Genomic DNA, 15,955 nt, shown 5'->3' on the forward strand with positions numbered 1-15,955 from the left:
TTTAGTATTTCATAAAATCTTCATATACCTCTTGGTAATAAGCTTTGGCAATATTTAACAGACTATCTGCCTTAGCTTGAGGATATTTTTCATTGGACACAAAATTAACCCTATTTCCAACACGGTCATAGGAGATTACCTCTTCCGGCGTAACTATACCAAACGCATCTTTGGAATTGTAGAAAGCGACCTCAGGCATACTATGGTTAAATAGATCCCGACTCCAGATATAACGGTCCGAAGGTAGATTCAATTGATTCAACAGAGTCTTCGCCAGATCAGTCTGATTCCCAATATGATGTATTTTCTTGCCCCTATATTCCTCTTTTATGACATCACCAAAGAATAACAATGGAATATGAAAACGCTGCGGCATATTGATATCCCATTTCTCTGCAGGTAACCGATGACCATGGTCTGCAACAAGGATAAAAAGGGTGTTTTTATACTATGCCTTTGTCTTGGCAATCTCGATGAAATCATGAATCGATTGATCGGTATAAAAAGCTGTACTCTTAAACTTATTTACATTATTATCTTTTCCAAATTTATATTCTTTTAGTTCAAAGGGCTCATGGTTCACCAAAGTGAACATACTGCTGAAAAAGGGACCTTCTGCTTTATCTAAATCCTCTAGCATTCTTTCAAGTACAATATGGTCATAAATTCCCCACGAAGTCTTTGGTAATAAAGGGTTAAAGTTCATAATATCAACAACATGCTCAACCCCATGGGTCAACATATAGGATTTCATATTATAAAACTCGCTCTGACCACCGTGATAGAAAGAGGTTTTGTATCCGGCCTTAAAAAACTCCTGACCAATAGCAGGCATGTTTTCATGTTTGTCAATATATTTGATAATACTTTCAGGCCCTTGTGCCGGGAATCCGCTGAACAATCCTACCAATCCTTTGTCAGAACGGTCTGAAGCAGAATATATCTGATCAAAAAAGACACCTTCTCGTATAAGTTCTTCAAAATGTGGGGCTACTCCCTTTTCACCTCCCATAGATTCGATTAAATCGCCCACAAAACTCTCCAAAACAAATACTACAACATTCGGACGGGTAGTCTTAAGGATATTATAGGACGAATCAGGATTCTCAATAAAGGCTGATTTCAATAGCGCTTTTGCTTCAGCATCTGTGGTAAAATATTTATATGGAGAACGCATCCTTTGATTTCGAGTAAAATATTCCCGCATCAAAGAATAATGAGTATTTACCGCAGCATGATTATAAAAGGTATTTGACGAAAAATAGGCTTTACTGGGATTCAATGGTGCTCGACCAAAACCTCCACGAATAAACCCAAATAATATAAATCCGCCAACAAAAAAATGAATTGCTAATTTCCAAACAGGTAGTTTTTTTGGAAAAACAACTTGGTTAAAGATCTTCAAAAATAACCAATAAGAACCAGCAGTTAATAGCACAATACCTAAAACAGGTATTAAGATTGGAGTTGATTCAGCTGAAGCAGCAGCTCCAGAAGCATCCTCTGCGATAGCATCAAGGGCACGTTTCGAAATCTTATCTCCCCATTCCCTATAAATATTTACATTAGAAAAAGTAATAATCTGGAAGATTATAATGAGAATAAAATTATAGCACTTGAAGAGTTTTCGCTTTAAAGTTTCATTATCATGATAATTCAGAACAAAATAGCTTAAAAATGGAAGTACGCAAATATAGGATACGAGTGAAAAATCCAAGGGAAGGCCATGGAAATATATCCTCAAGATATCTTTGAGATTAGAAAAATTTACTTTGTCTGAAAAGGAAATAAGGAAAATAAATCGATCTATGAAGCTCATCAACAGCCAAAAGGCGAAGTATAGAAAGAAGCCTCTTAAATCTTTGACAACAGTCTTCATGTCATAAAAAATTCAACCGCCAAATTTACATTAATTGCAGATAGGAAACAGTTAATTAACATTAAATTTTCATTTAAGAAACATCTAATATTTATTTGGCGTTAACTGATGGGAAATAACCCTATAAATCCGTATTTTTGTACTCCTTTTACAATATTGAGATAAAAAATGAGCATAGCAAAAACGTACAGTCCGAAAGAAGCTGAAGAGAAATGGTATTCATATTGGATGGACAATGGATTTTTCCGTTCTGTTCCAGATGAACGTGAACCTTATACTATTGTCATGCCACCTCCGAATGTCACTGGCGTACTTCATATGGGCCACATGCTAAATAATACTATTCAAGATGTGCTGATCCGCCGTGCTCGTATGCAAGGTAAAAATGCTTGTTGGGTACCAGGAACTGACCATGCATCAATTGCAACTGAAGCGAAGGTCGTTGCAATGTTGAAGGAAAAAGGAATCGAAAAAACTTCAATATCTCGTGAAGAGTTCTTGGAGTATGCCTGGGAATGGAAAGAAAAATATGGCGGAATTATCCTCAAACAATTGGAAAAACTGGGCGCATCCTGCGATTGGGAAAGAACAAAATTCACTATGGATCCCGACCTTTCCGAAGCAGTAATTGATACGTTCATTAAATTCTACAACGAAGGTTATATCTACCGTGGTATCCGCATGGTTAATTGGGACCCCGAAGGCAAAACTGCCCTATCTGATGAAGAAGTAATACGTAAAGAAGTAAACCAAAAACTATATTACGTAAGATATAAAATCAAAGACTCAGACGAGTATGTGATTATTGCAACTACCCGTCCTGAAACTATTATGGCCGATACTGCCATTTGTATCAACCCATTGGATGAACGTTATAAGCATCTGCAAGGAAAATCAGTATTGGTACCTTTAATCAACAGAGAAATTCCAATTATTCAAGATGAATATGTTGAGATGGAATTTGGTACTGGTTGTTTGAAAGTTACTCCTGCCCACGATTTGAATGACTATGAGCTAGGTCAAAAACATAACCTTGAGGTAATTGATATTCTGAATGACAATGGAACATTAAATGAAAAAGCTCAGATTTTAGTTGGTGAAGATCGTTTCATTGCTCGTAAGAAAATCGCAAACCTCCTTGAAGAAGCTGGTCAGATCGAAAAAATCGAAGACTACAAATCTCAAGTTGGATTCTCGGAGCGTACAAATGCAGCAATTGAACCAAAACTATCAATGCAATGGTTCTTGAAAATGGACAAACTTTCAAAACCTGCTTTGGAATATGTTGAGGATGGAACAATTAAGTTGATACCGGATAAGTTCTTCGCTTCTTATAAGCATTGGATGGAGAATGTCAAAGATTGGTGTATCTCCCGTCAATTATGGTGGGGACAGAGAATCCCAGCTTGGTACAACGAAAAGAATGAATGGGTAATCGCCAAAACTGAAGCTGAAGCTATTGCAGAACTTGAAAAACAAGGCAAATCTACAAATGGTATTCGCCAAGAAGACGATGTATTGGATACATGGTTCTCATCAGGATTATGGCCAATGTCGGTGTTCGATGGTGTAAGAAATCCTGAAAACCCTGATTTCAAATATTACTACCCTACCAATGACCTAGTGACTGCACCTGAGATTCTTTTCTTCTGGGTTGCAAGGATGATCATTATGGGGCATGATTATACCCAAAAACCACCTTTCAGAAATGTATACCTAACTGGAATTGTACGCGATAAATTAGGCCGCAAAATGTCTAAGTCGCTAGGAAATTCGCCGGACCCAATTGAACTTATGGAACAATATGGAACGGATGGTGTTCGTGTAGGAATGTTGTTGTCATCACCAGCAGGAAATGACCTGATGTTTGATGTTTCTTATTGTGAGCAAGGAAGAAATTTCGCCAATAAAATCTGGAATGCCTTCCGTTTAGTAAAAGGATGGGAAGTAACTGAAAATCCAGCTACAGAATCTCAAAAGTTGGCTGCAAAATGGTTCGAAAGCAAATTCAACCAAGCATTGGTGGAAATAGAAGAACATTTTGCAAATTATAGACTATCTGATGCCTTGATGGCAACATATAAATTGATTTGGGATGATTTCTGCTCTTGGTATTTGGAACTGGTTAAACCTGCTTACCAAGCACCTATTGAAAAAGAAACTCTAGAAACTGTTAAAGCGTTATTTCAAAAAGTTCTGAAATTAGCACATCCATTTATGCCATTTATCACTGAAGAATTATGGCATGATGAAATCTTCGGAACACGATCTGAAAAAGACTGTATTATCGTAGCTGAATTCCCTTCAATCGAAAAATTCGATGAAAGCTTGATCAAAGAATTTGCTACCGTTCAACAGATCATCTCCGAAGTAAGGAACATCAGAAATTCTAAAGGAATTTCTCCAAAAGTGGCTCTTCCTCTAGCTATCAATGCTACAAATATTGACTATAGCAAATATCAAGAAAGCATTGTAAAGCTTGCAAACATTGAAGAATTAACGTTTGTCAAAGAGAAAGTTTCTGGAGCTGTAAGTTTCTTGGCTGGAAAAGATGAATGTTATATCGCATTGGAAAACAATATAGATGTGGATGCAGAAAAAGAACGTATCAGCAAGGAAATAGAATATCTAAAAGGCTTCTTATCATCAGTAGACAAAAAACTGTCTAATGAAAGATTTGTTCAGAATGCCAAACCTGAAATCGTAGAAAACGAAAAAAACAAAAAGGCAGATGCTGAAGCAAAAATTCAGATCCTTCAAGAAAGCTTAGTTAGTCTAGGCTAATCAGAAATATAAAAAAATCCCTCAAGTAAATTTACTTGAGGGATTTTTTTATAGACATATTATTTGTCAACTCTCAGGAATTTGCCGTTAAGGTCAAATACCAGATCAACATCATTTTTAAGCTCCACAGACATATCATCAATATCCTTGTCGATTGATTTGATAGCCTGCCCAGCATAATTTGCCTTTATATATTCCTGAACCTGAAGAGGAAGTACAACCATTGGAATCTCAACATTTCCTTCTGTACTTATTTCTCTCCATTCTCCATCTTTGTCAAAATCTATTTCTGTTTTATCTGAAAGATCAACATCAAATACAGTCCCATCAGTTACAGGGCTTTGTTTGTTCTCCACATGTAAAATAGTTGCATTAGGAAAGTGTGTTTCGATAAATTGCTTCGCAGAATGTGGCAATATATCTGCTGGATTATTAGCAGGTATAGGACCATCACTAGACCCCTCAGCTATGCCACCAGTAGGATTGTTATCAATGTTTTCTGCTTGCTTGTTTGGGTTATTGCAGGCAAACAATAATGTGACTGCACCAACTAGTAATAATTTTTTCATGTTTACTCCTTTTTTAATATAAACAGTATAAAAAGAGTTTTGTTTTGTTAACTGACAATTAACATCATTTCTAAAAGAGATAAATCAAACTACTCATTCAAAGCATGCTTACCCTCTATACACTTTTGATAACTTCAAAAACTTATTGAAATCACAATTGTTATACATGAACTAACTCACTGTCTATTAAATATATATCCCTAAACATATAATCATGGAAAATTTCATCAAAACCATCCGAACCGCAGTAAAACAATGGTATTTACCATTAATAGTTGGAATAATTCTTATTGCATTAGGATTTTATGTATTATCAACTCCACTCACTTCTTACCTTGCTCTATCTTTTGTATTTAGCATATCATTCTTATTTTCCGGAGTTATGGAGATTATTTTCGCCTTCAATAATAAAAATGAAATTGATGGATGGGGATGGTATCTCGCTGGTGGAATTTTAAACACCCTATTTGGTTTGATATTGCTCAGCAATCCTGCCGTTTCTTTGGCAACATTGCCATTTGTAATCGGATTTTTTGTTATGTTCAAATCTGTTCAGTACTTGTCATTATCATTAGACTTAAAACAATACGGAATAAAAAGCTGGGGCTGGATTCTCGTCTTTGCAATACTTGGAATAATTTTCAGCTTTGTGCTTATTTGGAATCCGGTATTTGCAGGATTGACCATTGTGATTTGGACAGGAATGTCAATTATTTCGGCTGGCTTTGCCTCTTGTATCTTGGCATTCCAATTGAAAAAATTAAAAAACATCTCTTCAAAAACACCAGAAGACTGGAAAAGAAAATATGAAGAATTAAAACAGGAACACGACAGGTATAAATCAGAATTTTAAATACAATAGCAATTAGAAAAGGCTGCAGATATTAGATATCATGCAGCCTTTCTCCCTTTTTATGCCTTTTCAGAAATTATTTCCTCTTCTATCTTGGGTGGTATTAATTTATAAACTACCGGTGTGACGATTCTTGACAATAAAGTTGAACTTATCAAACCTCCTATCATTACGATAGCCAAAGGTGATATCAAAGGATTTGATGACCAGGCAATAGGCATCAATCCCCCAATAGCAGTCAGTGTAGTCAGGATAATAGGCAGAAACCTAATCTCACCGGCCTTCTCGATGGCCTCATTCAATCCCATCCCCTCTCTTCTCAATTGATTGGTAAAATCAACCAATAAGATCGTATTCTTAACTTCAATACCTGCCAATGCAACAATCCCAATGGTTGCTACAAAAGACAGTGTATTTCCTGTTATCAACAAAGCTAAAACTGCTCCTACAATACCCAATGGAATAACAGATAAAACAATTAGCGTACTCTTGAAAGTCTTAAATTCCAAAATCAGCACTGCTATGAACATAAAAACAGTGATCATAATAATAGTTCCAAAACCACCAAATGCCATCTCTCTACTTTCAACCTCTCCGCCCATCTCGTAATTATATCCATCGGGAAACGGAAACTCCTCCATCTGTTCAATCACTGATTTAATGACTTCGTCATTACCATAACCTTTCTTCACATAGGAATTTACAGAAACTGTTCTGATTTTATCCTGGTGATAGATATTCGATGGAGATTCTTCAAATTCCAAGTTGGCTAATTGTGTCAATGGAATGGATGTTCCTGCAACATTGTCCACAAAAATACCTTCTAAGGTCGCCAAAGTAGCATCCCCATCTTTTGGAACACTGACCAAAATATCATAATCATTATCATCAGAATTAGGATCTGAATAAGTACCAACGCTATATCCTGAAAGTGCTACCCGAATAGTCTGATCAATAGAAGATGTGGGTACACCCAAGGCCATTGCCTTTTCTCTATTGATATTCACCTTGATATCTGTCTTATTGTTCTTAATAGGATTATTTACATATTCGGTGCCTTCAGTACGTTTTAAGATATCTTCGATCCTATAAGAAAGACTCTGCAGGCTATCAAGATTGTCTCCTAAGATTTTCACTTCAACAGGTGATATAATAGGAACTCCTTGTTCAAAATCTCTGACTTCAACCTTGGCCCCTAAATATGGTGTCCATTTTTTCCTAAGATCTTCAATCAAGGCAATCTTTTCCTTGGACTTTACATCATCATGCAACTGTACGAAGATATCAGCATAAGATACATCTTCCCTAGCCTGCTGCATATTATAGTACACTCTAGGATTTCCTTTCCCAACGTTGGAAGTATAATATTTTACATCAGGCAATTGCTTCAATTCTTTTTCAATAGCCTTTGTCACACTATCTGTAGTCTCTATATTGGACTGTAACGCAGCATTGATATGAATCATAAATTGAGGCTTTTCGGATGGCGGAAACAAACTGAAACCCACAGCAGGAATCAGAGCCAACGAGGCTAAGAATATTGCCAAAGCAATCAATACTGTACGGCCGGGATGTTTAAGAGCTTTATCCAAGAAAACACCATACGACTTATGAATAATACGCTGCATTCCGCGAAGAATTGCATTTCCACCTTCATGTTCATGTGGCTTTAAAAGCTTGCTGGACAAAAACGGAACCACCAGCAAAGCTATAAACATCGAACCTATGACCGAAGATATAACGGCAATCGGCATACTTCGGATAAATTCACCAGCCATTTCGGGCATAAATACCAAAGGCAAAAAGGCAATGACCAATGTCACTGTACATCCCAAAACCGCCAACGCTATCTGCTCAGTACCTTTAATAGCTGCTTCAAACTTACTATACCCTTCACGCATCCAACGCTCAATATTCTCAACAACGACGATACTATCATCCACAACAAGGCCTAAGGCTACAACAAAACCAACAATGCTCAATTGGTTCAGCGAATAACCAAAGGAGTTCATCGCAATGACACCAATACCCAAAGAAAGTGGAATAGCAATCATAACGACCAATGATGCACGGGTACCTAATGGCAATAAAGTAATCAACACCAGCAAGATGGCAATTCCAAAATCTACACCCAAGCCTCCCAATCGCTTATTCACGTTCTGCGCCTGATCAAAATTCAAGACCAAATCAATATTCTCAGGTAGACCAGCTTTAAACTCATCAATAACTTTTAGGTATTCTTTTTGGGTATCTGAAATATTCATCCCTTCTTTTTGGGCAGCATTGATCAGAATACTCTGGAAACCATTCAATCTCGTGATATGTGTATTGGTACCAAAAGCTGGATAAACCGTAGCAACATCTTTCAACAGTATATTTTTGCCCTCCGAACTGGCAATGATCGTATTTTTAATATCTTCAATGCTCTGATAATTTCCTGAGCTCTTCACACTGAAAGATTGCGACCCGGCATTTACACTGCCCGCAGGAATATTTTGGTTTTCACTTTGAACGGATTGAATAATTCTATTCATGGTTATACCCAATTCCGCCAGTTTAGCTTGATTAAGGTCGATTTTAATTTGTTGATCCGGAAGACCTGAAATTTCTACTTCCTTTAATGCTTTAATTTTTTCAAGATCCTGTTTCAGTTCATCCGCAAACTTTTTCATGGTCGATTGAGAAGCACTCTCTGAAATCAGAGCCATCTGGACCACACTAACATTGGTAGGGTCGATCTTCAGTACCTCCATGCTGTAGATATTGTCCGGAAGTTCAGACCTGCCAGCATTCAATTCCCGAACTAGCTCTTGATATTTATTGTCGTAGTCCTGACCATATTCAAACTCCACAAAGAAAAATGCAACACTATTGTTGATAGTCGTTTCAATCTTTTTAATATTGTCTAGGGCATAGAACCTGGCTTCCAAAGGCTTGACCACCAATTGTTCCATATCTTTGGGACTTGTTCCCGGATGGACGACCAGAACCGGAAAGGTAACCCCCTTCATGTCGGGATCCTCCGCTCGTGGCATCGTCAAAATAGAGGAAACGGCAACTACCATAATCATCAAAACCATGATCAAGGTAAATTGATAGTTCTTAATAGGATATCTAATTAAGCTCATGAGTTCTGAAATTATTTTTTGATTACGATTGGTGCTCCATTAACTAAATATGGGCTCCCAGAAATTATTAATGATTGTGCATTCTCCAAACCAGACTCAACCAAAACATCATCGTTCTCTATGCTTGCAACCTTCACTTTTTGCTTTTTGGCAGTCTTTCCATCTTCCGTTATAAAAACATAACCCTCCCGACCATTGCCATCCAATAAGGAAGAGAATGGAATTCGCCAAAAGTTTCCTGACCGGGTAGTTGAAGGAATAATGATGGATTTGCCGAAAATACCTGAGGCCAATTTAAAACTAGGCTTCTGCTTTAATTCCAAGAATATGGCAAAGGTTCCTGACTGTGGGTCAAGGCCTTCAGATTTCTTAGATACAACAGCTTCCAAGGTATCGGTAGGCATAGCATCTGTGCTGATCTTGGCACGGTCACCGACTTTTATTTGGGTCCATTGCTGATCCCCAACACCTACTTTTAGCATCCATTTGGCATTCCCTGCGCCGTTTACTTGCAGCACAGGGGTTCCAGGTCCTACAACCTGACCCTCATTCGCAAGCTTCGCCAAAACATAGCCCGAAACTGGAGAGATAATATTCGAATATTGCTGATTGAAACTGACCGATTTTAAATCCTGTTGGGCAACATCCAAAGCGGTCTTTGCATTTTGCATCTGCTCCAAAGTAGCAACACTGTCACGATACAGTTTATTGGCCCTTTCATAATCCCTTCTTGCCTTCTCAACTGCCAGTCTAGCCTGACCAGCTTTGGCATCCACTTCTGAACTCAATACAGAAGCCAAGACCTGCCCTTTGCGAACTGCATCCCCTTCCTTAACCGTGATTCGTGAAATAACTCCGCCGTTCTTAAAACTCAGCATGGTCTCATCATCAGTCGTAAATACACCCGTAGCTTCTATTTGTGCCCCACCAGACCCCTGATCAATGGGCATCAATTTAACTGGAATAGTATCTTGAATAGCAAGTTCTGTTTTTCGCTCCGATTGCTGGCATCCAACCAATGAAATTGCCGATCCAGCTAATAGTAATGTTATAAATCCTAACTTCATGATGATTATTTTAAAGGGTATGATGCATTTTCTCGTTCTAGTTTTGCCATCGCTGATAAAAGTTTATATGCTGCTATGTTATTGGCCATTTGCGAATTGGTATATTGTGACCTAGCATCTATTGTTTCGATATAGGTGTTGACCCCTTCGTTAAAGCCCCGCAAGATCAATCTTTGATAAGTGGCAGCAGCTTCCATCTGCACCTTTGAGCTTTCATAGTTTTTTTGCATTGCTACTAGCTCATTCTTCGCAACCTCCGCTGATAACGCCAACTGTTGCTTCGCTTGATCTATCTTGTTCTGAGCTTCAGCAACTGCAATCTGGTTTTCTTGGATTTTCAACCGGTTCCTGTTCCCTTGGAAAATCGGGAAACTCAATTGTGCGCCGACCATATAATATTGAGAATTACTATTGATCTTCAACCCCTCAGCTTGCGAACCAAGATCCAAAAAAGCACTTAACTTAGGGACAAACGCCTGTTTGCTCATCTCAACCATAGATTCTTGTATAGCTTTATTTCCCTCCAATGATTTTATTTCCTCCCGCCCATCAATATTTACCGACATGTCCGAACCTTCCAACTCATTAGCCCTTTCCTTGCCCGATTCATAAACGATCTCAGCATCACCAGCACGGTTCAACAATGAATTGAAATAGTATTTCGCATTTTTGATCTGTTGTTCCGCTTCGGCAATTTTTGATTCATGTTGAGCTATTTCCGCCTCAGCACGGATTACATAGGCTGGCAACCCTTTCCCAGCCTCCAATAGCTTTTCATTAACCCTTTTGCCCTCCTTGGCCAAAGTCAACGCATTTTCATAAATCTCTTTAGATTGAACAGCACTCAAATAATTGAAATATGCAATCTTGATATCTTTGACGAGCTCCCTTTTATAAGTTTCGGTTTCAACCTTTGTCAACTCAACCATTTTCTCCCGAACAACTTTATTATGTTTTATATCCGTGTTGATAATCGGAACGGAAGTCCTGATTTTAGCATCATAATAATTCTTTGGCAAGAAGTTGATCTGTTCGTTACTGATCTGTGGGAAATTATTGCTCTGTGTCAACTGGTTCAATGTGGCATACACAGGATTCAGCATATCACCAATCGGCAAGTCGATCGAACGACCACCATCAGCATGTGAATAAGTCAAGTCAAATGTAATCTGAGGCAGGTACATGCTCTTGGCAACCTCTAGCCCATTCATGGCCTTTTTCATCGAAAGATCCTTCTGAATTAAAACCAAGTTACTGTCCAAACCTTGTTTGACATACCTATCCAAAGCATGCTCTTGTCCTATGATTAATCCATTAAATCCGAATATAAGGGCACAAACTACAGTTATTGTTTTTATTATTTTCATTCTTAACAGTGTTAAGTTATTGTACAAAAAAAATCTACTTAGATCTTGCTATCATTTCCACAAATACCTGAAACGAAGCATAGACCATTTCCTCCATGGTATCATTTCTTTCAAAAACATCCTTGATACAGTACAAATGCTCCGTAACATGCAGAGAGACCAGACCATGAACTGCACCCCAGGCTTGAATTGCGACTGCTATGGAATCCATATCCTTAAAGTATCCCATTTCCTGACATTCAATAATAGTTTTACGTAGAAATTCAATCACATACTGCCCTTCTATCCAAGCTGCATTTTCTTCTTTCGAGGTCAGGAATGACAAAGGTTCTTTCATCATAAACATAACTTGATAGTATTCAGGATTTGACAAAGCAAAGTGAATATAAATCTTACCCAATGCCTTCAATCTTTCAAAAGCATTCTCGACGGCCATCAATGGGAAAAATCTATCTCTCAAAATCCCAAATCCAACCTGATGGAGCGCATAGACTATATCACTTTTATCTTTATAGTATAGGTAAATGGTCGTCGGACTGAACCCAATCTCCTTGGCAATCTTCCTGATCGAAGTCGCTTCATAGCCCTCTTGAACAAAAAGCTTCTTGGCAGCCTCCAAAATTAAAGTCCTTAAATCTTCCTTATGTTTTAACTTCTTTTCCAATTGATTAATATTTTACGAAACAAAACTACTTAACAGTGTTAAGTTTTTCGTAATTATTTTTTTTAAAGACATTTTGATGACAAATCAGCTAGTAATCAACCCCAGAGGGGTGCAACTATTATGGTGGCAGGTGGGGACACCTGCCACGGCCTCGTCTCCGCGCAACCCTGTAGGGGTGCAACTATTCTAGCGGGGACACCTGCCACGGCGCCCGAGCTAAAGCTCGAGAAGGACAGCCGCCTTTTTTAATAACTGGCGATTTTTGGGAAAATGGGGTTGCGACGAGCCGCAACCCCATTTTCCCAAAAATCGCCATCCTCCCACGACATGCGTAACAAAAGTTGAGCGCGGCTTCTGCTCCGCTCCGCCACCGGCGCGATTTGTCTGACTGTGATTTGTAACCATAGTTGGTGTTCCCAGGAATCTGAGCCTTTCCATTTCTTATGTCTTATGTCTAATGTCTTATGTCTAGTATAGTTTCCTTCCTATCTCCGTCCTCCCTCCTTCCACTCTCGTTCGTCTCTTGTTCGGACTTCCTTCGGACCTCGTTCGGAGCTGCTTCGGAATACACCCGAACAAGGTCCGAACAAGGTCCGAACGAAAGAAGACTGAGAGTGGAAGGAGAGTGGAACGAGAGTGGAACGAAACACAAGTAAGAGACTTTGCGCTAGCAATGCTAAAGATGGTCGATAGCGTAGCCGAAGCGTGCGCTAGCGTTGCTGAAGATGGTTGGTGTGGACACCAACCATGGCGTATGTGATGCCGCATGGCGTTCAATTGAATTTCAAAGCTACCAATAGAATTTTCAAAGCCGATGCCCGCTCATTTTCAGTGGCGGAAGAATGGATAAAATGCCGCGGCATTTGTGCGTCGGGATTGACCTTGGATGCTTTCAAGCAATTATCTCCTCCAAAGAGATAATTGATTAGAACGGCACCCTCGGCAATAAGGCATTTTGTCCATGCGCGTTGGAATTGTGCGACAAGCCACCTTAAATGAGCAAGCGTTTTGGTTACTTTTGCGCCTCAAAAGTAACTGCACCCTGCCATGGAATGGTAAAGAATTTGGGTTGTTAGCCCAAGTCAGGCCAGCGCGCATAGCCACAGCTCAAGACTTGCGCTAGCAATGCTAAAGATGGTCGATAGCGTAGCCGAAGCGTGCGCTAGCGTTGCTGAAGGTGGTTGGTGTGGACACCAACCATGGCGTATGTGATGCCGCATGGCGTTCAATTGAATTTCAAAGCTACCAATAGAATTTTCAAAGCCGATGTCCGCTCATTTTCAGTGGCGGAAGAATGGATAAAATGCCGCGGCCTCTGTGCGTCGGGATTGACCTTGGATGCTTTCAAGCAATTATCTCCTCCAAAGAGATAATTGATTAGAACGGCATCCTCGGCAATAAGGCATTTTGTCCATGCGCGTTGGAATTGTGCGACAAGCCACCTTAAATGAGCAAGCGTTTTGGTTACTTTTGCGCCTCAAAAGTAACTGCACCCTGCCATGGAATGGTAAAGAATTTGGGTTGTTAGCCCAAGTCAGGCCAGCGCGCATAGTCACCGCGCAAGACTTGCGCTAGCAATGCTAAAGATGGTCGCTGGGCGTAGTCGAAGCGTGCGCTGGCCAGAAAAAGAGCATAAAAAAAGGGCAGCATTAAAATGCTGCCCTAATCAACTAACCACAACTAAACTTTACTTCACCTCAATTAGTCTCTTTGCTACGATTGCTTCTTCTTTCTTGCCGATCTTGATATCAAGCACGCCATTTTCATAGCTGGCGTCAATGCTTGAATAATCAACTACTTCAGGTAGTGTGAATGATCTTGAGAATGAAGTGTAGCTAAATTCTTTTTTGCTGTATACCTTGCCCTCTTCTACTTTTTCTTCTTGTTTTTCTACAGAAATATTGATGATATTCTTATCAACGTTAATTTTAAAATCAGATTTCTGTAAGCCAGGAGCTGCTACTTCAATATTGAATGCCTCTGGGGATTCAGTGATATTTACTGCAGGAACGCGCGTTACCAAACGGTCCGAAATAAATGAGTCATTGAATAAATTGTCGAATACATTGTTAACAAATGGATTCACTGCATCAGTGTTGTAAGATTTTCCTGGTAATTTGATTAATGCCATGTTTAATTCCTCCTTATTTTTTTAATTCTTTAATTTCTTTTTTGATATATGATCCTATATTCAACTAACGTACCAAGGACGAAATTGATTATTATCAAGACAATTTGTCTTATCAGAAACAAAAGAACAGACATAATGGCTTAAAAAACAAAGAAAAGCGTTGAAATATTTAATTAATAATCCTCAAAACCAGCTTATGGTTTAGAATAGTTAACGATAAGATTACTATTTCCTATAGCACCTTCTTTAATAAGAAACAGCTACCGCAACCATATTGATTTGGAATTCTAAATTTATTCTCGGATATAGGAAAGGGAGACTACTGATTTTGCAACATCTCCACCGAATGGCGGATTGATTTTACGGATAGCAACTTCAATCTGCTGTACATGTGCATACTCTTCGACGATTCTATTGAGGATATCTTCCGCCGCGGATTCCAATAATTTTCGGCGCGGGCTCATCACTTCTACCAAAATAGCGTATAGCTCTTCGTAGTTCACGGTGTTTTCCAAGTTCTCCGAATCTGGATTTTGAAAAGGAAAACTAACAGAGACACTGACATAAAACTCGTTTCCTAAGACTTGTTCTTCTTCATAGAGTCCAATCGGTGAGTAAAATCGAACATCTTCTAATGAAATTTTCTGAGTTATACGAGCCATTATAGAGAAAGTTTTTATGTTTTGCTTATTAAAAATAATGTTTTTTCTTATATTAACCATAACAAATGCTTAAACCTTATGTTAAAACACTCTTTATTAATAGCATTACTTGCGGGCGTATCATATGCAAGTGCTCAGACCCAGTTTAAACCTGAAGACACTGAGTTTTATGAACCTGTTCCACGGGTTGTCACTACCAAGGCAAATGCTGCTCCATCGGATGCCATTGTATTGTTTGATGGAAAGAATCTTTCGGAATGGGTAAGTGAAAAAGATGGCAGCCCAGCACAATGGACCATTACGGACAATGTCCTAACCGTAAAACCAGGTTCTGGAGGAATAAAAACCAACAAACAATTTGAGGATTTCCAATTGCATGTTGAATGGCGTAGCCCAGAAAAAATCAAAGGCGAAGGCCAAGGGCGTGGAAATTCAGGGATATTCCTGCAAGGGCTGTATGAATTGCAGGTCTTGGACAACGACGACAACAAGACATATACCAATGGACAAGCTGGAAGTTTATACAAACAGAGTCCACCTTTGGTTGAAGCAAGAAAACCTGAAAGCGGATGGCATACTTATGATGTAATCTACACAGCACCGCGATTCAACAAAGATGGCCAATTGATCAAAAGAGCTTTAGTAACCGTACTTCATAATGGTGTAGTGGTTCAAAACAATACCGAATTACAAGGAACCACGGAATATATTGGATTGCCTAAGATGAAAGCTCATGGACCAGGTCCAATTTCATTGCAAGACCATGGTGATCTAGTCTCTTATAGAAATATCTGGATCAGGGAATTATAGAAAATTTTTCATATAATCATTAAAAGAGAAGGGGTGCAATT

The 15,955-nt window shown here is 38.9% G+C and carries 12 protein-coding genes and 1 pseudogene; 5 read left to right on the forward strand and 8 right to left on the reverse strand.

Annotated features, from left to right (window positions below; genetic code table 11):
• Position 1: 1 nt before the first annotated feature.
• Positions 2–1,879, reverse strand: a pseudogene (locus CRT24_RS12955) (LTA synthase family protein).
• 168 nt (positions 1,880–2,047) lie between these two features.
• Here CRT24_RS12955 and CRT24_RS12960 point away from each other — a divergent pair.
• Entirely contained in the window at positions 2,048–4,663 is a 2,616-nt protein-coding gene (locus tag CRT24_RS12960) for a valine--tRNA ligase (RefSeq protein ID WP_099371646.1), read from the forward strand.
• 59 nt (positions 4,664–4,722) lie between these two features.
• Here the strand turns inward: CRT24_RS12960 and CRT24_RS12965 are convergent, their stop codons facing one another.
• Positions 4,723–5,232, reverse strand: coding sequence for a PepSY-like domain-containing protein (locus tag CRT24_RS12965; protein ID WP_099371647.1), 510 nt, complete (start codon positions 5,230–5,232; stop codon positions 4,723–4,725).
• Between the two features lie 214 nt (positions 5,233–5,446).
• On the opposite strand from CRT24_RS12965, the gene CRT24_RS12970 reads away from it, so the two are divergent.
• Positions 5,447–6,085, forward strand: coding sequence for an HdeD family acid-resistance protein (locus tag CRT24_RS12970; protein ID WP_099371648.1), 639 nt, complete (start codon positions 5,447–5,449; stop codon positions 6,083–6,085).
• A gap of 59 nt (positions 6,086–6,144) precedes the next feature.
• Here CRT24_RS12970 and CRT24_RS12975 read toward each other — a convergent pair whose 3' ends face one another.
• The 4 genes from CRT24_RS12975 to CRT24_RS12990 are packed head-to-tail and all read right to left on the reverse strand — an operon-like array spanning position 6,145 to position 12,311.
• Positions 6,145–9,213 carry an efflux RND transporter permease subunit gene (locus CRT24_RS12975; protein WP_099371649.1) on the reverse strand — a complete coding sequence of 1,023 codons (3,069 nt, stop codon included), beginning with the start codon at positions 9,211–9,213 and terminating at the stop codon, positions 6,145–6,147.
• Positions 9,214–9,224: 11 nt separating this feature from the next.
• A complete protein-coding gene (locus CRT24_RS12980) occupies positions 9,225–10,280 on the reverse strand; it encodes an efflux RND transporter periplasmic adaptor subunit (RefSeq protein WP_099371650.1) in 1,056 nt (351 codons plus the stop codon).
• Positions 10,281–10,285: 5 nt separating this feature from the next.
• The gene (locus CRT24_RS12985) at positions 10,286–11,647 is read right to left on the reverse strand and encodes a TolC family protein (protein ID WP_099371651.1); all 1,362 of its coding nucleotides are present in this window, start codon (positions 11,645–11,647) and stop codon (positions 10,286–10,288) included.
• A gap of 34 nt (positions 11,648–11,681) precedes the next feature.
• Positions 11,682–12,311 (reverse strand): TetR/AcrR family transcriptional regulator, encoded by a 630-nt coding sequence (locus CRT24_RS12990; RefSeq protein ID WP_099371652.1) that lies wholly within the window; start codon positions 12,309–12,311, stop codon positions 11,682–11,684.
• A 747-nt stretch (positions 12,312–13,058) separates the two neighbouring features.
• Between CRT24_RS12990 and CRT24_RS20910 the strand changes: the two genes are divergently transcribed.
• Together CRT24_RS20910 and CRT24_RS20915 are read left to right on the forward strand one after the other, a co-directional pair.
• A complete protein-coding gene (locus tag CRT24_RS20910; RefSeq protein ID WP_180269135.1) occupies positions 13,059–13,232 on the forward strand; it encodes a hypothetical protein in 174 nt (57 codons plus the stop codon).
• A gap of 278 nt (positions 13,233–13,510) precedes the next feature.
• Positions 13,511–13,684, forward strand: a complete 174-nt coding sequence (locus CRT24_RS20915) for a hypothetical protein (RefSeq protein WP_180269136.1) — start codon at positions 13,511–13,513, stop codon at positions 13,682–13,684.
• Positions 13,685–13,998: 314 nt separating this feature from the next.
• Here the strand turns inward: CRT24_RS20915 and CRT24_RS13000 are convergent, their stop codons facing one another.
• On the reverse strand, positions 13,999–14,442 hold the full coding sequence (locus CRT24_RS13000) for an Hsp20/alpha crystallin family protein (RefSeq protein ID WP_099371654.1): 444 nt from the start codon (positions 14,440–14,442) through the stop codon (positions 13,999–14,001).
• A 293-nt stretch (positions 14,443–14,735) separates the two neighbouring features.
• Positions 14,736–15,104, reverse strand: coding sequence for a dihydroneopterin aldolase (gene folB / locus CRT24_RS13005; protein ID WP_180269137.1), 369 nt, complete (start codon positions 15,102–15,104; stop codon positions 14,736–14,738).
• Positions 15,105–15,182: 78 nt separating this feature from the next.
• Between folB and CRT24_RS13010 the strand changes: the two genes are divergently transcribed.
• A complete protein-coding gene (locus CRT24_RS13010) occupies positions 15,183–15,914 on the forward strand; it encodes a DUF1080 domain-containing protein (protein WP_099371656.1) in 732 nt (243 codons plus the stop codon).
• The last annotated feature ends 41 nt before the right edge of the window (positions 15,915–15,955 follow it).

It is taken from the genome of Sphingobacterium sp. 1.A.5 (genome assembly GCF_002734235.1).
Lineage (GTDB): Bacteria > Bacteroidota > Bacteroidia > Sphingobacteriales > Sphingobacteriaceae > Sphingobacterium > Sphingobacterium daejeonense.